A 21,287-nucleotide genomic window follows, 5' to 3' on the forward strand; every position below is an offset into this window, starting at 1 on the left:
GCGAGGTGTTTTTGTCAATACGGATAAATTTATTGATTTCTTCTTACGGTCTTAAGGGTTTAAGCTGATAATCCAGCTGCGAAAGTTGAGTTACTAACCTTAATGTTTAATTACGGGAGGAACGTCATGATACAGGAAAGTTGGCAGGCGGAGTGGATATGGGCAGCAGGAACTGCTCATGATAACAATGTTTATGTGGAAACTCGTAAAATCTTTGTTGTAGATAAGGCAGTCAATCTAGCTAAGCTGAGAGTTTCGGCTAATCAGTTCTATAAGCTATATGTGAATGGTGTTGAGATTGGAAGGGGGCCTACTCCGGCCGATCTTTCCTGGATCTCATTCGATACGTATGACGTTTCCAATTATGTGCGAGAGGGAAGCAATGTCATAGCTATTCTCGCACATAACTTCGGCAAGGATAGGATTGTGACGGGGCAATTGCAAGGACCTGGCGGTGTGATTTGTCAGTTGGATTTATATGATGAGGGTGCGGCAGCTGGCAGCAACATTCGGACAATTGCGAGTGGTTCGGACTGGAAATGCAGACGTTCGCCGCGCTGGAAGCCAGAAGTCAGTCGTCTCCATTACTGGGGGGGATATCGCGAAATAATGGATCTCTCCCAAGAGGATGGATGGGAACAATCAGATTATGAGGATAGTTCATGGCCAATGGCTGCTGTACTTGCAGAAGCTGAGCAAGCCGATTCTCCATGGCCGAGGCTGATGCCGCGGGAAATACCTTTCCTTAAGGAGACGCTTGTTTCACCTGTTTCCGTTGTGTCCTCTGAGTCTTTTATGGGGGCGATACGATCACCGGAGGCACCGTTATCATCAGCTCGGTCAGTCATGATCGATGCGTCAGTACCGGGTTCTTTCCCACAAATTACTTATGATTTTGGAGCTGAAGTCGTAGGTTATCCGGAGCTGGAAGTGTTCGCAGAAGATGGCGGAGTCTTGCAATTGTTTTATGGAGAATCGCTGGAAGTAGCTCTGATGGACACTTACCTTCTTCAGAAAGGGACTAATCGGCTGTCTCCATTCGGGAGACGGGCATTCCGTTATATGAAAGTAGCTGTTATGGCTACACCTGTCCCGATTGAAGTAAGAAGCCTTCAGGTTCGATTCGTTCATTATCCGTTCGGTGATAGAGGCAATTTCAGTTGCAGTGATGAACGATTAAATCAAATTTGGGAGACGGGCCGTTATACGACAATCGTCAACAGCCAGAACCATTTTGAAGATTGCCCGCACCGTGAGGGAGCTTTATGGGTAGCGGATTCGGTGGTCATGGCCAAGGTAGTCTATCAAACCTTCGATGATCCAGCGCTCGTTCGCAAGTCCTTACTGCAAGCAGCACGAATTCAAAATGAGGACGGTTCTATACCGGGTACGGGTCCGCAGCATAATTCATTCCTGTTGCCTGATTTCTGTGCACATTGGCTTTTTGGTGTATGGGAGTATTATGCCTATACCAAGGATACGAGCTTTCTGCATGAGGTGTGGCCGTATGTGAATAGGCTCATAGATTGGTTTGCTGATCAGGAGGATGCAACGGGATTGTTTGCAAGTGCGGATCGCGAAGGCTGGTGGTGTTTCATTGACTGGTCAGATGATATTGAACGGGAAGATCGCGTGACAGCTATTTCTTGCTTCTATTATAAGTTTCTGATTACCTCAGCTTTAATGGCTGAGGAGTTGGGTGAAAGCGAAGCTGGTGCAGCTCTCCAGGCGAAAGCGATCACCCTGCGCGAAGCCATTCGCAATCTGCTTCAAGTACCAGGTACAACAATCTATGCGGATTGTCTAACTGATGCAGGTTTATCGGCAAGCGTGACTGCACAGACCAATTTCGCTGCAGCGTGGTCAGGCATCATGGATGAGACAGAAGTGGTGGCCTTTGTTCAGGACTATTATTTGCCGGAAAGATTGCCTCGGATTCGCGGAGCATTCATCTACCATATCGTATTGGAGACGTTATTCCGTTACGGATTCGCGGAAGCGGCTATTACTCAAATTCGTGATTATTGGGGCTCCATGCTGGATAGAGGAGCTACAACCTGGTGGGAAACATTCGATCCATCTCTGCCATTCGTTACAACGCCTAGCCCTTATTTAGGTCATACGCCTACCTATTTGCAAGACTCCATTCCTGTTAGTCTATGTCATGGATGGGGAGCATCGCCTACGTATTTATTAAGTGAGCAATTACTTGGTGTTGATGTAACTGAACTTGGTGTTGGATCTGTTATTCTGCAACCGACAGCCGTAACAGGCATTGAATGGGTGGAAGGGAATATTCCAACTCGACAAGGTGATATACAAGCCGAATGGAAGCTTGATAAGAACGGGGTAATCAGCTACGCTGCAACCTTACCGAAGGGAATCGCTTGGACAGCGATTGGACTAGAGGAATTGTCAGTAGAAACGGATGAAGAAAAAGTTAGAGTTACTGGGATTATGGCTGCAATTGAACGAGTGGAATGCTTGAATTAAATACGCATATGAATGGGGCGGAATTGCACCCATAATTGCAAAGGCAGTGCCTGACCGCTTAGGTCTAGCACTGCCTTTTACCTTGCGCAAACATTTATATTAAAGTATACTTAACTCAATTAAGTAAGGAGTGATGGTTTGATGGATATCGATAAGACGGACAAGACTCCGATGTATCAATATATAATGAATGACATTAAACGCAAGATTAGTGCAGGAGAGCTTAAACCACATGATCCTCTTCCGACTCAAATTGAGTTAGCGAAGGAGTATAATACGAGCGAAATTACTTCCCGAAGGGCATTATCCGACCTTGTTCAGGAGGGTTTTGTTTACCGGGTTCGGGGCAAGGGGAGTTTCGTTAGTGAGAACCCGACTTCCGCTGGTATGCAGAATATTCGTACGATTTATTTCGCGCATCGGAACTATGAAGTGAATACGTTTAACCACCCGTTCTTTACAGATATGTTTGAAGGGATCAAGCAAATATGTGATGAGAATGAGATCGCGTTCTATATATGGGATATCGGTGAAAATTACGAACTTCCGGACGATCCCCATGCCGGTATTATCTTGTTGACTATGAGTGGCGGGTTTGATTTGACACGCCTTACAGCCTGGCAGGAAGAGAATCGGCGTATTGTAACAGTTCACTTCTATTACCCGCATTTGGGTATACCTTATGTCATCGTGGATAACCTTACAGGTGGGTATCTGGCTACTCAGCATTTGCTGTCTCTTGGGCACAAGCGAATTGGTGTTATATTGACCGGTAATTCTCTAGTGGATTTAAACCAAGAGTTCTCTCTAAGGCTGCAGGGTTATCGTCTTGCCTTGTCACAGCATCAGTTGCCATTCGATTCTGATCTTATTGCTGTTATGGCTGGAGATGATGAACGAGTATTGATGGGAGAAGAAGGTTTCAGAGCGTTAATGGCGCTTCCGGATCCGCCTACAGCTATATTTGCCACAAGTGATTATAAAGCGATTGGCGCCATGAATGGCGCTAGAAGTTTGGGCATGAAAATTCCTGAAGAGATTAGTATTATAGGCTTTGATGATGTGAAGACGAGTGAGTATTCGTACCCAAGACTTTCGACTATTAACCAGAATACAAGAAAGCTAGGCGAACGTGCCGCAGAGATTCTCTTGTTCGATCTTAAGGATGGCGAGAATCGATTGGTGAAGGACGAAATCGTTCCCACACTCGTGTTGAGAGACAGCACAGCTCCGATTTCTTCCAAGCAAAAAGGTAAGTAGAATAGTGAATAAGCAGGCTCCCCAAGTATACGGGAGCTTTTTTTGAATACAATAACGATAAGTTAAATGATCCCTAAGCAACCATTTATTACTGAAAAAGTTGTTGCAAAAGTCTCTCTATAATCGTATACTTTTTGATATAAAGTATACGAACTAAATAGATCTATACTTTGCGACAGAGCGCCGCATTTTTTTTGGAGTCAGAATGGAAGCGCTTAATTTTCAAAAAAATAAGGGCAAGGGGAGACTAACATGATCAAAAGAAAAGGATTTGCCATTCTCTTGAGCATCGTAATGCTGCTGTCCATATTGACGGCTTGCGCCAAAGATGGTTCATCAGGGAAAAACGGTGGGACCAATGCCGCTGCAAACAAAGCGCCAGCCGAAGCAGAAACCCCGGCAGGTACCGAAACGCCAGCTTCCACGCTGACCGGTAACATTAACATTTCCTTAATGAATGCTTCGTCCTCAGTCTGGAATGCGGTTGCTAATGCTTATATGGCAAAGAATCCAGGTGTTAAGGTAAATGTGGATAATAAACCCCCTGACGGCTACAAAGAGTGGTTGACGGCTCAATTCGCAGCAGGCGAACCAAGTGTAGATATCGTGAATAATAACGAAGTTGGCGGATTAGTGAATGACGGTAAATTCACGAATTACTATCCATACTTTGATAAAACGAACAATTACACAGGCAAGCCTTGGAAGGAAAGCTTTGACCTCAGGGCAATGGGCATTAACTTGGAAGGAGTAAGCACGGAGGATACTCTCTTCAACCTTAACTTCGAATCTGTGCAAATTGTATGGATGTACAATAAAGACATCTTCCAAAAAGTAGGAATTACTGAAGCGCCTAAAACGTTCAAAGAGTTGATTGATGCCTTCAAAAAAGCAGAAGAAGCGGGATACACACCGCTAGCTCTTGCGGGCGATTCCAAATCGATGTGGAGCGGTCAAGCAGGCTGGTTGGTTCGTATCTATGCTGATCAATATTTGCGTGATTATATTAATGTAATCCGTTCCCAGGAACAAGACTACTCATTCGTGCCTGGTATAGATGACACCTATAAGTATGATCTAACTGATCCTTTTAATGACTCTAACAGCAATGTAACGAAAAACGAAATGAGACTATGGAAAGCGATTAAAGATAAAGAGGGTCCTTTCAAAATCGCTGGAAATCCACAATGGAAAAATTACTCGGAGAACTTGAAAACATTGTTTAGCTATGTTCCTGAAGGCTTCTTCGGTGTTAAAGAGGAGCAAGCTTATAACCTCTTCTTAACTGGAAAGGCAGCAACAATGGTAGGTACGCCGGGATCTTACTGGCAATTGCCTAAAGATTTTGCTGATGAGGAAAAAACAGGTGCAAAAGGCGGCGTGAAGCCGTTTGAATATGGATTCTTCAATATGCCATCCATGGAAGGCCCAGAGGTATTGGCGCCTGCTCGTACCATTCAAATTCCGGTTGGCTTCTACGGTATCGTGAATAAGGATGCGAAACAAAATGAGTTGAATATGGACTTCATGATGTATTTGACTAGTCCTGAAGGTTACCTCGTATATGCAGAGGCTACTCAGAATAGTTCTGATGCAGCTCTGTCTGGTGCTCCGGCACTTAAAGACGTTGTGCTTCCGGATGAAATGAATTCTGCGTTCGCTGACTTTGAGCCGATCGGTAATACCGAGGGTTATAACAGTGCAGCTAACAATCTAGCTCGCGGAATGTGGGATCATCAACCATCCATTCAAGATTGGGTAGGTTTAGTGCAACGTTTCTTTGCTGGCAAAGTAACAACCGATCAATATTTGGAACAGCTCCAAGCTAATATTGATAAGTATATGGAGCCTGCTATGAAAGAAATGAAACGAGAATTGTCTGACATAGAGAACCCAGAACGCAGACCGCCAGAACGTTAATGCGCTAGCTTCAATCTGCACAGGTGACTAGCCTGTGCAGATTGACCATTATTGATAAGAATATGGCATTTGCCGTCACAGGGACGGAAAGAAAGGGAGGACCATCATGAGAAAAAGCGCATGGATGTTTTTGGCATTACTACTGCTGCTAGGCGTTATCCCGCAGGCTGCTTTGGCTAAAGACAGTTGGTCCATCGAAGGAGCAGGGAATATTACCTCCATATCTGTAGCGGAGGATGGCAAGCGTCTGGCAATTGGTACGCACAGTAATCAAGCTTTAATGTATGATGCAGATGGAAACCAACTCTTTGAAGTGAAAACAGGCAATGTTGTCACAGGAGTTGAACTGCTTACTAACGGAAATTTATTTATATCTTCAGATGACCGTCATCTATATTCTTATGACCAAGACGGTGTACAACTATGGGATATCGATATGAAGAAACAAGTCAAGAGCATTTCTGCTTCACAAGATGGTACTGTGTTTGCGTTGGTTGCCCAGCGTTCCGATCAGCTGCTATTCATCGATGAAGCTACTGGTGAGCAGAATGATGCGGTTACAATCGGAACGACAATGAAATATGTCAAGGTATCTCCGAACGGGAAGTGGATTGCCGTTGCTGCAACGGATCAATATGCTTACCTCATTAATGAGAATAAAGAGATTGTTTATAAAGCAGCTGCAAGTGACCAAATTCAAGGTATCGCCGTGTCAGATGAGGGCGTTATGGCCATCGGTACGAAATCGAGTACGATAGAATTATTTAATCAAGATGGAAAAACGAGCGGTATCATACAAACGAAGGATATCGTTACAGATGTGAGTTTTTCTAGAGATGGAGCGAGTGTCGGTGCTTCAGATTTATCTGGTTACTTCTATATCTTTGATCATAATGGCAAGAAGCTATGGGAAAGCAAAGTAAGTGTCGAGGGTCGGCAAGTTGAATTTGACAATGAAGGTAAGACTTTATATACAGGTGCGGGTAAAGGAGCTATTTACAAGTTCGATGTAGGAAGCGTGGTTGAGGAAGCTAAAGGCAAAGCAAGGGTGACCATGATTTTGTGGGCTGTTGGGTCACTCGTCCTATTTGCGGGCTTGCTCTCTCTATTGTTATATATGAAGAAAAGAAATCGTCTGGGTGTCTTTCGTTCCATCTGGCGTTCCAAATGGGTGTATTTCGGTCTTGCACCGACGTTTCTTCTTCTATTCATCTTTCAATATTATCCAGCATTCTCAGGACTGATTCATTCCTTCTATGACTGGCAACCGGGCGGAAGGACAACCTTCATCGGCTTAGACAACTTCGAGCGAATGATTCATGATCCGTACGTAACCAAAGGAATGGGAAATCTATTACTGCTCATCGTAACGGGATTAATTAAAACGCTAATTCCTCCGCTGATAGTTGCGGAGTTAATCTATCATTTGCGGAGCAAGAAGCTGCAGTACGGCTTCCGTACCGCATTTACGGCATCGATGGTTATACCAGGTGTTGCGATGCTATTGATTTGGCAAAATTTCTATGATCCTAACGTAGGCTTATTCAACAATCTATTGGAAGTCATTGGACTAGGCTCATGGGCGCATGGTTGGCTCGGCGATCCGAACACCGCATTATGGGCTATTATCTTTATGGGCTTCCCGTTTATCGGTATCCTTCAGTTACTTGTTTTCTATGCAGGCCTACTATCGATCTCAGGTGAGCTAATTGAAGCCGCTAAAATTGACGGAGCAGGCTTGCCGCGGATTATTCGGTCCATTCATTTGCCGCTTCTTGCGGGTCAGTTCAAGTTTTTGCTCATCTTAGCACTGATTGGCATCGTTCAAGACTTTAACGGCATTCTGATTGTCACGGGCGGAGGTCCAATGGATTCAACTTATGTACCTGCCTTGCAAATGTACTATGCCGCTACTAAATTCAATGACCTTGGCTATGCATCAGCACTTGGTGTAAGTATGTTCATGGTTGTCCTGGTCATTACTATCATCAACATGAAATTTATTAAAACACCGAATGATTAAGGGAGGGACACAACCATGATCACTAGTCAGGATGCGAAGTTATTGAAGGTCGGAGCCAAGGTTAAAAACAAGGGTCTGTTCAAAGGGAACATGAGCATCAATCAAATTATCAACGTCATACTGCTGGGGCTGCTCGTTGTCCTGATGCTAGTTCCAATTCTGTTCATGGTAGTCAGCTCACTGAAGAGCAATTCTCAAATTCTAGGGAACTTCTGGGGACTGCCTTCGCCTGCCAAATGGGGAAATTATAGTGAAGCTTTCAACAGTATTTGGCGTTATATCATCAATACATTGGTTTATGCGATAGCTGCAAGCTTTCTAGTTATGCTTCTATCCGCTATATCCGGTTATATCTTTGCCAAGAAGGAGTTTCCCGGCAAAGAGATGCTGTTTCTCATGATGCTGGCCATTATGATGATTCCAGGCATTCTAACCTTAATTCCTTCTTATGTACTGTATGAGAGTATGAATCTGACAAACACGCCGTGGGTTATTATTATTGCCGCTGCTGCCGGAGGGCAAGTATTCGGTACGTTTCTATGCCGGAGCTTTATGTCCGGGCTGCCAAGCGAATTGTTCGAAGCGGCACGTATTGATGGGGCGTCTGAAATGCGTGTTTTCTTTCAGATCGTCATACCGCTCTCCCTGCCTATCTTGGCTACCTTATTCATTATGCAGTCTGTAGGCGTGTACAATGACTATATTTGGCCGTTGCTGACGATTCAAGACAGCAGTATTCAAGTTATTTCGGTAGGATTGACACAATTCACGAAGCAATTCGGTATTACCGATGTGGGCACTAAATTCGCAGCCTATGGCATCTCTTCGATACCGCTTATTCTGATCTTCTCCTTCGGGATGAAATATTATATTCAAGGCATGACACAGGGCGCTTTGAAAATGTAAAGGTGGAATAATCAATGATAGATAAACTACAGATGCTCCCTCAATGGATATGGCATGGTGATCGTGAGAAGACGAGCAAGGTAGAATTAGTGAAATCCTTCATGCTTGAATCCACTGCAGACCATATAGAGTTTCGAATTGCGCTGACCGGTGCAGTTGAGGTGGAATTGGACGGCAACATTGTTGGTGTAATGGAAGAAAGTGCAGCTAATATTTGTACTTTCCATCGGATACTATCTTTCCCGATGAGTCTTGAAGCTGGTGAGCATACACTTCGGCTACGAATTATATGCACGAATATCATTCCAGTAGTGCCGATCAATATTCATCTTCAGGGAAGACAAGTGGGCTGTATCGCTTATTTGAAGGCAGATCATTATTGGCTTTGCACAGACGAATCATGGCTTGCGAATGGTGAACAAGCAGCTAGCATCTGCTTGCTCGGTGAGGAGCCTTACGGTGATTTGGAAGAAGGACCGGAATGGTTCGTAGCAGGAGGGTTTAGAGATATCGTTGCCTCTCCATTAGAGTGTGTTTCTCTATTGTCAGTTAATGAGGCAAAGGCACAGTTGCTTAACAACCAAGTTCTGCTCAGCGGAAGCGGGAAAGGAAATATTCATATTCCGGCGCCGATTCGCAATGAATTTCATATTTTCTATCATGTTCGGAAGCAAACGGAATGGCGTGATAGGAACACTTTTATCCGTGAGATGAACTTGTCTAGCATGCCTGTTTGTGTGTTGGATTTGGACAAAGAATACAATATGCGCTTTCACCTCAAGAATCGTTCTAATACATCACTTACAATTGTATGGAATGGTGCGGAATCGCTGCAGGAGCTTGAACATTATGAAGGATTAATTACAGAAACTATTGAGCTTGAAGCAGGCGGAGTTCACACTACCCTTCCGCAAGGTCTTCGTTATTTCCGTATGTATGTGCTGGCGGATGAAGGATATCCATTTGAATTAGAGTGGCAGGGGGAAGAAGTGGGAGTAGCTCTAAATCAAACGGGGTCGCTTCGGACAGATTCAGCGCTACTTAAACAAATATTCGATATCTCCTTGCATACGAATCGCGTATGTCATCAGATTGGATTATGGGATGGGATTAAGCGAGATCGATTGAACTGGACCTATGACTTTTATCTAGCTGCCAAAGCCGATTATGTATTATGGGATGATCTTGCTGTGCTTCGCCGTTCTATTGTGGAGCTTGGGCAAGGGACACCAGACGGTTATTGGATGAACGCGATTCCTTCCTATACGCTGTGGTGGTTGAATAATGTATGGGAGTACTATTTGCACACTGGAGATAAGGAGTTTGTCTTGTCCATTGAGCATGATATCGTAAGACACTGCCGGCTAGTGGAGAGCAATGTTGATCCTAATACTCATGTATTGCTCAATGTTACACCAACGCTGATGGAATGGGTGCCGATGGGGCCGGAAGAAGGGGTTCTAGGCATGCAGGCTTTATTCCGTATAACAGGGGATAATCTTCGCAAGCTGAAAAGCTTCATACCAGAGCTGACCGAATTAAATGACTGGAGTCATCCGCAGATTGAAGAGGAGAGCTTCCTTTCTGGTGAACAGCTGATTACGAAGCTTATGGGTATCATGGCAGGGTATGTCTCGAATGATGAAGGTGAGACATTCCTGCGCTCTTATCAAATACAGGATCCGATAACACCGTTGTCCGCTTATTGGTTGGCCGAATGCTGTTCACAATTTGGGCTACAGGAAAAGGCTTGGAAAGCTATATCAACAGTGTGGGGTAAAATGCTGGAGGAAGGTGCGACCACCTGTTGGGAGAGCGTAACGCTTAAACATGAGAGAGACTTTCATGATGCTTTAACAACCTATACCGCCTACAATTCATATCGAATGAGTCTCTGTCATAGCTGGGCAGGCACTCCTGTTCATTGGATATTATCGCGGGTACTGGGCATTACACCACTGGAGCCGGGCTATCGGAGTATCGCTTTCCGTCCACAGAAGTTGACCGGAATTGGGACCTGCATGGGCAGCATTCCAACACCCTTTGGTCCAATTGAAACAGGCTGGGAAGAGGGACATTCGGAACCGCATATTTTACGGCTTCCAGAAGGAATTAAGCTGGCGGTAGAAGCATAGGGAAATATGATTGAGACAATAGAGGTTGTCACAAAAGCAGCTACCTAGCTGGGGAGACAGCGCTCGCTTTGAAGAGAAATAATGACGAACATGAAAAAATAGCAGTGCAGGGAGTATTCCTGTACAGCTATTTTGGTCTATGGTTTTTGTTCTGTTTAGAAGAAGATGAACCCATAAAATAATCAACGGAGTAAGCGAATGATTCTGGAGAAGCGTCAGCGTTCGCCTTTGTATAAGGATTCCAACCACATTCTTCGTTCAAGAATCTGGATATAACAGCGATCGCAAGAACATTCGCTTACGCAGGTTGTCTATTTTGAGTTCTCATTACTTCTATAGATCTCTGAATGATTTTCCATGTTAAACTAATAGAAGTTAATATATTACATATCGATGTGGAGAATCTATTATTCGAACGATAATAAAAACGATGGAGATGAAGTGGAAAATGACAATAACCAATCTAATTAAAACACGCAGAAGTATTAAAATGTTTAAGTCTGACCCCATTAGTGAAAGCGATTTGATGATCTGGCTCGAAGCTGCAAGTTACGCGCCTAATCATCGTATGACCGAACCATGGGAGCTTCTTTTTCTTGGACCAGATACTAGAGCGAAATTAAATCATAAAACGGACTTTGGCAGCGCGCCTGTTGTTCTTGCCATATTATCCAAACCCGCCCCCACTTCGTTCGAACGTGACGAGAATGTCATAGCTTCCTCCTGTTTTGCACAAAATTTCTTATTAGCTGGACATGAAGAGGGTGTAGGTGCATATTGGGCTTCTTTGGGTGCTTTACCGCATAATCGTGAAATTCTCGGTGTGCCTGAAGATTACGATGTTATTGGTGTATTTGGAGTTGGGTATCCTGAGGAAGTTCCAAATGCCAAACCGAGAACACCGATGATATCAAAAATCAAGTATCTATCCTAAAACAACAACCTGTCGGATGAATCTGATATTTCAGTTGGTTGTACAGTGTAAAGAAGTGAAGGTGAACGAATGTGGAAACTTAAGCGTTTTTTGAGGCCGTACTGGCTATGCTTGCTAGCACCGCTGCATATGGTGATCGAGGTTTTTATGGATTTGCTGCAGCTTACATTAATGGCAAGCATTGTGGATGAGGGCGTCATATAACAAAGTTTTACAGCATCGTCGATGGCGCTCCTTGGTCGCCAAGGGGGATTTCAGAGAATTTTAATCAGGCGATACATTCAACCAGCTATATCTGACGACCCGTTCCCTTTGGTCACTTAAGCCGCTTGAACGTCAGAAATGCGCAACGTTAGTACGCCAAGAAGTTTGGTTCATCTGACAAGGTGAAAGTCCTTGTGGGGCAAGGTCTAACCAACTACCCCTATCGAGTGTTGCGCTGACACAGGTAACTGCTAAGTGAAGTGTACTTTCAGAATAGCGATGAGTTCAAAGAGAAATCGAAAGAACGTTATAAAATCGAGGCAAAAAATAGTGAACACAAACACAGACACGGGTTTGATGTGGCATCCTCCTCGGGTCTAATTGGCATGCAGATGCAAGGTGCCATGGCAATATTTTCTGTTAATCTCAAGCGAATCATTACACTCATGAAAGAATCAAAGTAAAAAAATAAAAGAAAGGCGATATTCCGTTTAAATTTGAACGGAATATCGCTTTTTTGATTTAAAACATGTCTTCAACAAATTAAAAACGCAAGTTTTTCAGTGGTCTCGTTCAATACAGGAATCATCTTTTGTCGGCTGCGTAACTTTGAGTACAACTCTTTTTTATTTAGTGTCCTTGACAGAGGGTCCAGATCCTTCTTTGCTTCCTATTTTTTTTTTTTTTTTTTTTGCCTATTTACATAAACTAATGAATTAGTGTACTATGTCATTAGAACACTAATTCATTAGTTCAATTTCATTAAGAAGGAGTGATTTAAATGAGGGCATGGGTAGCTTTATTCAAAAAAGATTTTAAATTAACAAGAACGTTATTTTTCGTAGGACTACTCATTAATTTATTGATTACAATGTTGACGATATATTTGGGAATGAATGTAGAGGATACTTTACTTATGTTCATTCCTGTAGCGGCGACTATTGTTCTTCATGTTTTATATGTTCCGATTATGGTGTTTATCAGTTTGAAAACGGAGGCAAATCAGCTACATTTATGGCTGCATAATCCAAAATCGGCTTCTACTTTGCTAATTAGTAAAATAGTGAACGGGCTGATTATGAGCGTTATTTCATTATTGATGTTATATGTAATGTCTGGATTGTTGATTATACCCAAGTTCAGTTTAATTGAAGCGAATTGGACGGATACTTGGATGTCGGGATTACTGATATTTCCTCATATTATTTTGATTTCTACGTTGATTGGCGTGTTGGTGATGTTTTTGTGGGCCCTATATCAATTCCTTAAATTTAAAATCGGGCGTTGGAGCTGGTTAGTAATTATTGGCACGGTCATCCTAACAGGATGGATATCTACCTTGTTCGAAAGCACTAAACTGTATAGGTTATTGACACAATGGGGAAGCATGGAGATTAATTTTAGTTTTTCAACTTTTTCATTGGACCCTATACAAGTATATACAGGAGAATATTTCTATAACTTCTTTATCATCATTGGGTTATTCTTTCTGACCGCATGGATTATTGACAACAAAGTTGAGGTGTAACGATGGATGATTTTAATGCGTCAAAGCCAATTTATCTGCAATTAGCGGATCGAATCAATCGACAGATTGTAAGCAAAGAATTGAAAGCAGGCGAGAAGCTACCTTCTGTCCGTGATATGGGGATAAAATACAGTGTTAATCCAAACACAATTCAACGGACTTACAGTGAGTTGGAGCGTGAGGGTATCCTGGAAACGAAAAGAGGTCAAGGTACATTTGTTACGGAACAAGAAGATCGCTTGGTTCAACAACGTGATCATTTGAAACATGAGCAGATTCAGTTGTTCGTTCAGGTCATGCAGGAAATGGGATACAGCTCACTTGAGATTATTTCAGGTCTGAAAGACCACTTACACAAATTTGATAAAGGAGATGAGTAACGTGATTCAACTGACTAATGTTTCTAAAAAATATATGAAACAGTCCGCACTTAAGGACATTTCATTAACTCTACCCATAGGTAAAATCATTGGCATTGTGGGTGAGAACGGTAGTGGGAAGTCTACGTTATTGAAGCTTATTTCCGGATTAGCGCATCCCACGAATGGGAAGGTAACGGTAAATGGAGAGACTGCCAATCGAAGAATCAGCAAAGTCGTTGCATATTTATCGGAGCTTGATTCTTTTTATTCTATATTCACAGTAAGCGAAGCGATGGATTTTCAGGCTTCCCAATATACTGACTTTAACCTTACTAAAGCCGAAGAAATCATGAAATTTATGCAGCTAGAACCTCATATAAAAATCAAAAATATCTCGAAAGGAAATCGTGCTCGATTAAAAATCATGCTTACTTTGGCCAGAGAAGTACCCTACATTCTGATGGATGAACCATTGTCCGGACTTGATCCTATGGTGCGAGAATCTATCGTGAAAGGGATGATTTCTTATGTTGACTTGGAATATCAGACACTCATCATGACGAGCCATGAGATTGCGGAAATCGAATCATTACTAGATTGCTTCATTGCTATAAAAGACGGATCATTACTAAGAATGACTGATGTGGATGAATTACATGAATTAGAGGGTCTTGGTATCACGGAGTGGATGAAGAAGACTTATGTCTAATAGGAGGGATAAATATGAGAGCAATGGTATACACCAAATACGGATCGCCGGATGTTCTTCATCTGAAAGAGGTAGAAAAACCTACCCCCAAGGACAATGAAATACTTGTGAAAATAGTTGCGACAACGGTAACAGCAGGGGACTGGCGCATGCGAAAGGCGGACCCATTCCTTGCAAGACTTTACAATGGTCTCCTAAGGCCCAAAAAAGTAACGATATTAGGGTTTGAATTAGCTGGTGAAGTTGAAGCAGTAGGCGAAGGTGTAAAACGATTTAAGAAAGGTGATCATGTGTTTGCGTTCTGTGGTAATCGTTTTGGTGCACATGCCGAGTACAAATGTCTGCCTGAAGATGGCATGGTGACCATCAAACCGACCAATATGACCTATGAGGAGGCAGCCGCTGTTCCAATTGGGGGATTGACAGCATTGAGTTTTCTTAGAAAAGGTAATATTGAGAGCGGACAAAAGGTTCTCATCTATGGAGCTTCTGGAAGTGTAGGTACTTATGCGGTACAGCTTGCCAAATATTATGGGGCTGAGGTAACAGGGGTATGCAGCACCACGAATCTTGAAATGGTGCAATCTATAGGAGCCGATAGGATAATTGATTATACGAAACAGGATTTCATAGCCAGTGGAGAACGTTATGATTTAATATTTGATGCCGTAGGGAAAAAAACATCGAAAATCACAAAATCAACATGCAAGAGAGCGCTTCGTTCTAATGGAAAATATGTGAATGTAGATATGTCACGAAAGGATAGTGTTGAAGATCTAGTCTTCCTCAAAGAGCTTATTGAGGCTAAAAAGATCATACCGGTCATAGATAGATGCTATTCATTTGAACAGATTCCCGATGCTCATAGCTATGTCGAAAAAAGACATAAAAAGGGGAACGTAGTCATAACTGTGAGGAAATGATATCAAAAAAAGGGAGGCAAACAAATGAGTAACAATAGGAAGAGTGCAATCATAGTGGGGGTACTATTTATACTTGCGGCGGTTTCGGCGATAATAGGTCTTCTTTTATACGATCCGATCCTAAATGGTCCGGATTATCTAATTAAAGGTTCGGAACATGCTAACCAGGTGATACTTGGAGCACTTATAGAGTTAATACTTGTCATTTCAGCAGTTGGCACTGCAACTACAATGTTTCCATTTTTAAGGAAATATAATGAAACTATTGCACTATGGCATGTTTGTTTCAGGTTTCTTGAAGCGATTGTCATTACTGTTGGTATAATCAGCATACTGTCCCTATTGACCTTAAGCCGGGAATTTGTAGCAGCAGGAGCCTCAGATATCGTCTCTTATCAAGCTTCAGGTACATTATTAAAAGCCATAAAAGACTGGACCTTTATGCTTGGGCCTCTTTTCTTTCTAGGTATCAACACGATGATGTACAGTTATATATTCTATAAATCCAAGCTCGTACCCAGATTAATATCCATCTTGGGTATGACATCGTCAATACTTGTTTTTATTTATGCCTTGTTAGTAATGTTCGGTGTAGGTGAACAGCTTTCTGTTTGGGGGATTTTGGCGATGCCAATAGCAGCTAACGAAATGATCCTCGCGGTGTGGCTCATAGTTAAAGGATTCAATGTTTCCGCAATCGATTCGAAGTCGGCCAAGGCCTGATGATCAATTAGTTTTAGTTAAATTATAGTAAAATCAACAAAGGTATGAATGAGTTATCTTTCCCTTTAGTTTCACCCTACTTATGGTAAGGTTCACCCTACTTATGATACGGTGAACCTTACCATAAGTAGGAGCAATTTATTACGATTGACAGCAACAATTTATTCGTGATAACTTTACAATAGAATAAAAAAGGCAATGTAACCTTCGGGTTCAACCTCGCTGAGAAGTGTGTTGGACCCTTTTTGCATTCAAAACCTGGGAGGATTCGTATGCTGAGAACAGAATTGCTTTTACAGCGGCTCAATGAGATCGGTAAGTCGCTCGAACGTAAAGGGGGGGCCCTTTTATTATTAGGCGTTGGTTCCGTTGGGGTCGAGACAGAACGGTTGGATGATTATTCGGATTTAGATTTCTTTGTTATTGTGAAACAGGGGGAGAAGAACAGATATATCGACCGATTGGATTGGCTCGAAGAAATACACCCTCTTGCCTATTCATTTAAGAATACAGATGACGGGTACAAGGTACTGTTCGAGGACGGAATTTTCGGGGAATATGCTGTATTCGAGGAATGGGAGCTGGCGGACGCCTCTTATACCGGGGGCCGGGTCATATGGAAGGATCCGATGTATGGCAATACGGAAATTGCCAAACCTTCCAATCCGATCCCCACCTTAAAAAATGATTCCTTGGACTTTCCTTTGAATGAAGCCTTAACAAATCTATACGTAGGGCTCGGCCGCTATGCAAGGGGAGAGCGCTTATCCGCTACGAGATTTGTTCAAGGTTACGCTATAGATAGGATTCTATCCGTGCTCCATCTATTGGAGAATGAGGTGGATTACTATCCCGACCCGTTCGGGAATGAGAGGCGTTTAGAGAAGAGATATCCCCGATTTGCGGAAATCATTGGAGACATGATACAGGGATACGATCATGTTCCCGAATCGGCAATTCGCATTTTAAATTTCATAGAAGAAGTGTATCCGGTCAATCGAAGGTTAAGCGATGAGATACGCCGGTTGGCTAATCTAACTTGCCGATAGAAACAGCGCGGGGAACCGTTTCATTTGAAATAGACAAATAAAGACTTGCCAAAAACGGAATAATCTCGGGATAAGTCAGAGTGAATCCATGAATAAAGAGTATGATAACTCAAATTAATTGCCCTTTAAAGCATAAAATTAACCGAGTGAGATCCCTGGTAATATTCCTGATCTCACTCGGTTTCTCCGTTTTCAGAGTTAGAGATAGGAACATATCAGAGTGTGACGATGAATCGCTGCATCTGATTATTTTCCCTGCAGAATTTTTTAAAAACAGACCATCGGCAGTCATCGACATATCGTTGTTGTCACAAAACGAACCCTTATCTCGTTTTATATGCAAATGGATCAAGGAGTGGTTGCAATGAAAGAATTGACATGTATTGTCGTTGGCGGAGGATATGCAGGTATTAATGCAGTTAAAGCAATTCGGAAAAGATTTAAGGGTCAAGCAAGTAAACGAATACTTCGGCTTATTTTAATCGATAAGAACCCTTATCACTTTCGCAAAGTATTGCTTTTTAAGCCCGCAGTCGGAGATGAAGATATTACTATTCCTCTGACAAGTTTATTTCCCGATGGTGTTGAATTCGTTCAGGCCACTGTAACGAAAATCGAATCAGGGGAGAAAAGGGTACTTTGTCAGGATGCTGAAGGAAATAAGAATTTAATAAAATATGACTTCCTCGTTTTGGCGGTGGGCAGCGTCGTGCGGCAACCAGACCTTGATCAGGGAGGTATGGCATTAGCGAGTTTAGAAGATGCGTGGAAGATTCGAGAGGTGTGGCGCGCAAATATAAAGAAAGCCGTAAAGGAAAAAAGCGCGAATGAACGTCAGAGATTAATGACCATTGCCGTTGTTGGAGCTGGCATAAGCGGTATCGAGACGTCTGCTGAACTAGCTTATTATATTCGTGAAGATGCGGTATTATTGGGACTTGACCCGAGTGCTATAAGGGTGAAATTATTTAACGCGAATAAGAGACTTTTCCCAGAAGGCCCGGCAAAGGTAGGGCTTAAACTGGAACGTTCACTTGACGCTTGCGGAGTAACTACCTTACATGGGAGAAGGGTATTACAGGAAAAAGAGGGGGAGATAACCTTATCTAACGGTGAGACGATGTCCGTTGGCCTATGTGTCTGGACGCTGGGACTGTTACCCAACCCAATGCTGCAAAGCATCGGGGTGCACATCACTTCGGAAGGATACGTGATCGTAGATGCAAGTTACCGGGTTCAAGGGGCCCAGGGTGTATACAGTATTGGCGACTGCGCGCAAATCATAGACCTTGTTAGCGGACGGGTGGACGGGAAGACGTGCAAGGAAGCCACCGCCCAAGCGGCGAGGCTTGGAAAGATTTTGTCGGCGGATATTGCAGGGCATCCAGCACCCCCACATAAGGAGTTTATTGACTTTTTTTGTTTTTCCTTAGGTCCGAAGCAGGGAATGGTATGGACACATAAATGGGGGATAGATATTATTTTTTCAGGAAAGCTGGGTTGGCGAATAAGGAAATTCACATGGGATTCGGCAAGTTTGTTAAAATAATATAAATAGAGGGTACGTGGAAAAGGGTGGAATTTGGGGATGCAAAAGTTATATGAGCATTATAAAGGGCTGCTATTTACGCTTGCTTATCAACTGACTGGATCGCTCTCCGATGCGGAGGATGTTGTGCAGGACGTATTCTTGAAGTTGCATGATGTAAAGCTGGAACATTTGGTTGAACCCAAAGCATATTTGTGCAAAATGGTAACTAATCGCTGTCGAGATATATTCAAATCGGCGCGTAAGAGGCGGGAACAGTATTTCGGACAATGGCTTCCTGAGCCCATTCTTACTCCGAATGATGAAGCGCTTGAATCAGTTGTTCAAGGCGAGTTGCTGTCTTATGCTATGCTCGTATTGCTTGAAAGGCTGTCCCTTACGGAAAGGGCAGTGTTCGTGCTTCGTGAGGCGCTCGGATTTGAATATGCTGATATTGCGGAGCTCGTTGGTAAAAGCGAAGCGAATTGCCGCAAGCTGATCAGCCGTGCAAGAGGCAAGATGGGGATTACACCCGATGAACCAGTCAATCCCGAAGCAGCAAGCGAAGAGTGGGTCCGTCGATTATTAGCGGCTCTCGAACAGGGTAACGTGGATATGGTTGTATCCATGCTCGCCAAAGATGTCGTGTTGGTCTCAGATGGAGGGGGGAAAGCTTTCGCCGCTGTCCATCCTATTGAATCGTGCGATCTCGTCACCCGTTTCCTACTCGGCTTAATCCGTAAGGCTTCTCATTACGAAGGAAGCATGCATGTAGAAATGAGGGAGATAAATGGCCAAACAGGACTTGTTATCCGTTCAGGAGAGGGCAACGTAACTGTTGCGCTCATGCATGTCGAGAGCAATTCGATTCGAAACTTCTACTTTGTTAGGAATCCAGATAAGCTGAGGCATATATTGAAATGAAAAGATGATTTGAAAATAATCACAGTTAGAACTGTTATGGAGATGCGTATTGCGCATGGTGGTAAAGCAAATAGTAGAGTTGCTAATTATATAAACGAAAACAAAGAACCCGAGTGATTAATTGTTGGGTTTCTTTGATTCATCTTTATTTTGAGGATAGCAAAATCGCCTTTATAAGTCTAACCGTACCGTTGTAAGCATGATATTGAGATCTTTCATACGGATATACTGAGCAAACACTATTCCTTCGGACAACATTCATTGTTTGTTATCACGGTCTACTCCACACATGTGGTATACGAGAACAGGGTGATTTTTTAAGGAGACAAACCCTCACCTAATATCATAAAAGAACTAATTAAATCATACTTGGATGAATATAAACCTTTATAGAATAAGGTTCCTCGTACATGGTTCTATTATAGCAGTGATGGTTTCATGTTTGAACTTTGATCTAAAAATGACTTCGTTTCGTGTTCACGACCTCATTGGATTGGTTGCGCAGTTGCCCGCAAAAAAAGACCTTCATAAGCACAGTATGAAGGCTTTGAATAACGATATCATATGAGTAGCGAAGCTACGCGGCAATTGCGCAAATCCATGTTGAACGATGCCGCGAATATTTGCTAGCCTACCACCTATGGAGTTTGTTATTTACCTCCATCTCTGAATGTAGCACAATATAGGAGACGTCATTTTCATACGGCTAAGGTCAGCGTGCTAATTCACCAATGAAGACATACCTTCCCCCTCCCCAGATCAGGCATCGTGACAAAAAGTATGCCATTTCATCGCGCTCACCCACCGCCCGGATTCAACGCCAATATTTGACACCAAGTTCCTCCACAAGAGGGGCAAAGGGAAATATCCACACCGGTTAACTTGAAAATAAGTTCTTTCGCTGTTAATTTTACTTTGGGTTTAATCGGCGTACGAGTTAGACGCAAACACTTCAGTAGTTTTGTTTTTCGGTTGGCGTTGCTAAGAAAGCCATAATATCTAATCTTTTGAAACCCAGAGGGTAGCACATGCATCATGAATCTTCGCATAAACTCCATCGCATCCAGAGTCAGAGGCTTCACTTTGTCATCATCTTTGTAATCTCTGAAATGAAAGGTTAGGGTCTGATCATCCATCGCGATCAGCCGATTGTTGTAAATCGCCGTCTTGTGCGTGTACCGACTTAAATATTTGACGACGTGAATGGAACTCTTGAACGTTTTTTTGCAATAGACGATCCAATCCGGTTCATAGAGTGCTTCTATGAGCGCGAGAAAAGAGGATTCCTCTGCGTAGGGCAGAGAGGTCTCAGTAAATATTAGTGCTTGCTCTGCATAAGCTTTTTTCAAAAAACAAAGATTTCTTCTTCACTCTCGGAACATGTAGCATGTTCCATTCGCGAAAAAGCACAGATTGGTAATAAAACTTGATGGCGCCATAAGCAGAATTCACGTAGGCAGAACTGAGTTTCTTCGTTTTAATGGCATGATGAAGAAAAGCTCGAACTTCATCGTACCCAACGGATGCAGGAGGCTTACCACAAAATGAATAGAAACGTCGCATATGGGCTAAATAAGTTCTTTGAGTACTTTTGGCAAAACCTCGTAACTCCATTGAAAACGTCATGGATTGAATCCAATCTTGCATAGATAACACACCTTCCTTT

General features: G+C 42.9%; 16 protein-coding genes and 2 pseudogenes. 16 read left to right on the top strand and 2 right to left on the bottom strand.

Going from position 1 to position 21,287, the window contains the following annotated elements; all coding sequences use genetic code 11:
• The first annotated feature begins 126 nt into the window (after positions 1-126).
• The 16 genes and pseudogenes from J2T13_RS24910 (at position 127) to sigJ (ending at position 19,621) form a co-directional block, all read left to right on the top strand.
• On the top strand, positions 127-2,493 hold the full coding sequence (locus J2T13_RS24910; protein WP_429375259.1) for an alpha-L-rhamnosidase N-terminal domain-containing protein: 2,367 nt from the start codon (positions 127-129) through the stop codon (positions 2,491-2,493).
• A gap of 141 nt (positions 2,494-2,634) precedes the next feature.
• Positions 2,635-3,753: a GntR family transcriptional regulator gene (locus J2T13_RS24915; RefSeq protein WP_429375261.1), complete on the top strand. Its 1,119-nt coding sequence runs from the start codon at positions 2,635-2,637 to the stop codon at positions 3,751-3,753.
• Positions 3,754-4,005: 252 nt separating this feature from the next.
• Positions 4,006-5,673 carry an ABC transporter substrate-binding protein gene (locus J2T13_RS24920; RefSeq protein ID WP_429375262.1) on the top strand — a complete coding sequence of 556 codons (1,668 nt, stop codon included), beginning with the start codon at positions 4,006-4,008 and terminating at the stop codon, positions 5,671-5,673.
• Between the two features lie 106 nt (positions 5,674-5,779).
• Positions 5,780-7,696, top strand: coding sequence for a DUF5711 family protein (locus J2T13_RS24925; protein WP_429375264.1), 1,917 nt, complete (start codon positions 5,780-5,782; stop codon positions 7,694-7,696).
• Between the two features lie 15 nt (positions 7,697-7,711).
• Positions 7,712-8,602, top strand: coding sequence for a carbohydrate ABC transporter permease (locus J2T13_RS24930; RefSeq protein ID WP_429375266.1), 891 nt, complete (start codon positions 7,712-7,714; stop codon positions 8,600-8,602).
• Between the two features lie 14 nt (positions 8,603-8,616).
• Positions 8,617-10,737, top strand: a complete 2,121-nt coding sequence (locus J2T13_RS24935) for an alpha-L-rhamnosidase C-terminal domain-containing protein (RefSeq protein ID WP_429375268.1) — start codon at positions 8,617-8,619, stop codon at positions 10,735-10,737.
• A 448-nt stretch (positions 10,738-11,185) separates the two neighbouring features.
• Positions 11,186-11,671, top strand: coding sequence for a nitroreductase family protein (locus tag J2T13_RS24940; protein WP_429375270.1), 486 nt, complete (start codon positions 11,186-11,188; stop codon positions 11,669-11,671).
• Positions 11,672-12,141: 470 nt separating this feature from the next.
• Positions 12,142-12,339, top strand: a pseudogene (locus J2T13_RS24945) (transposase); the annotation flags it as partial.
• Between the two features lie 317 nt (positions 12,340-12,656).
• Positions 12,657-13,403: a hypothetical protein gene (locus tag J2T13_RS24950; RefSeq protein ID WP_429375271.1), complete on the top strand. Its 747-nt coding sequence runs from the start codon at positions 12,657-12,659 to the stop codon at positions 13,401-13,403.
• Between the two features lie 2 nt (positions 13,404-13,405).
• Positions 13,406-13,783 (top strand): GntR family transcriptional regulator, encoded by a 378-nt coding sequence (locus tag J2T13_RS24955; RefSeq protein ID WP_429375273.1) that lies wholly within the window; start codon positions 13,406-13,408, stop codon positions 13,781-13,783.
• Complete coding sequence (locus J2T13_RS24960; protein ID WP_429375275.1) at positions 13,776-14,474, top strand: ATP-binding cassette domain-containing protein; 699 nt, start codon at positions 13,776-13,778, stop codon at positions 14,472-14,474. The genes J2T13_RS24955 and J2T13_RS24960 overlap by 8 nt, the downstream gene beginning before the upstream one ends.
• 14 nt (positions 14,475-14,488) lie before the next feature.
• The gene (locus J2T13_RS24965; protein ID WP_429375277.1) at positions 14,489-15,397 is read left to right on the top strand and encodes an NAD(P)-dependent alcohol dehydrogenase; all 909 of its coding nucleotides are present in this window, start codon (positions 14,489-14,491) and stop codon (positions 15,395-15,397) included.
• A 24-nt stretch (positions 15,398-15,421) separates the two neighbouring features.
• Positions 15,422-16,120, top strand: a complete 699-nt coding sequence (locus tag J2T13_RS24970) for a DUF4386 domain-containing protein (protein WP_429375278.1) — start codon at positions 15,422-15,424, stop codon at positions 16,118-16,120.
• A gap of 272 nt (positions 16,121-16,392) precedes the next feature.
• Positions 16,393-17,169, top strand: a complete 777-nt coding sequence (locus J2T13_RS24975) for a hypothetical protein (protein ID WP_429375280.1) — start codon at positions 16,393-16,395, stop codon at positions 17,167-17,169.
• Positions 17,170-17,533: 364 nt separating this feature from the next.
• Positions 17,534-18,718, top strand: a complete 1,185-nt coding sequence (locus tag J2T13_RS24980; RefSeq protein WP_429375281.1) for an NAD(P)/FAD-dependent oxidoreductase — start codon at positions 17,534-17,536, stop codon at positions 18,716-18,718.
• A gap of 39 nt (positions 18,719-18,757) precedes the next feature.
• The gene (gene sigJ, locus J2T13_RS24985; protein ID WP_429375282.1) at positions 18,758-19,621 is read left to right on the top strand and encodes an RNA polymerase sigma factor SigJ; all 864 of its coding nucleotides are present in this window, start codon (positions 18,758-18,760) and stop codon (positions 19,619-19,621) included.
• Between the two features lie 797 nt (positions 19,622-20,418).
• On the opposite strand, the pseudogene J2T13_RS24990 reads toward sigJ, so the two are convergent.
• A pseudogene (locus J2T13_RS24990) lies at positions 20,419-20,979 on the bottom strand (IS91 family transposase); the annotation flags it as partial.
• Positions 20,930-21,268, bottom strand: coding sequence for a site-specific integrase (locus J2T13_RS24995; protein WP_429375283.1), 339 nt, complete (start codon positions 21,266-21,268; stop codon positions 20,930-20,932). The gene J2T13_RS24995 and the pseudogene J2T13_RS24990, both read right to left, overlap by 50 nt.
• Positions 21,269-21,287 lie beyond the last annotated feature (19 nt).

Origin of the sequence: Paenibacillus sp. DS2015 (genome assembly GCF_050433705.1) — a bacterium.
In the GTDB taxonomy this organism is placed as follows: domain Bacteria; phylum Bacillota; class Bacilli; order Paenibacillales; family Paenibacillaceae; genus Paenibacillus_AQ.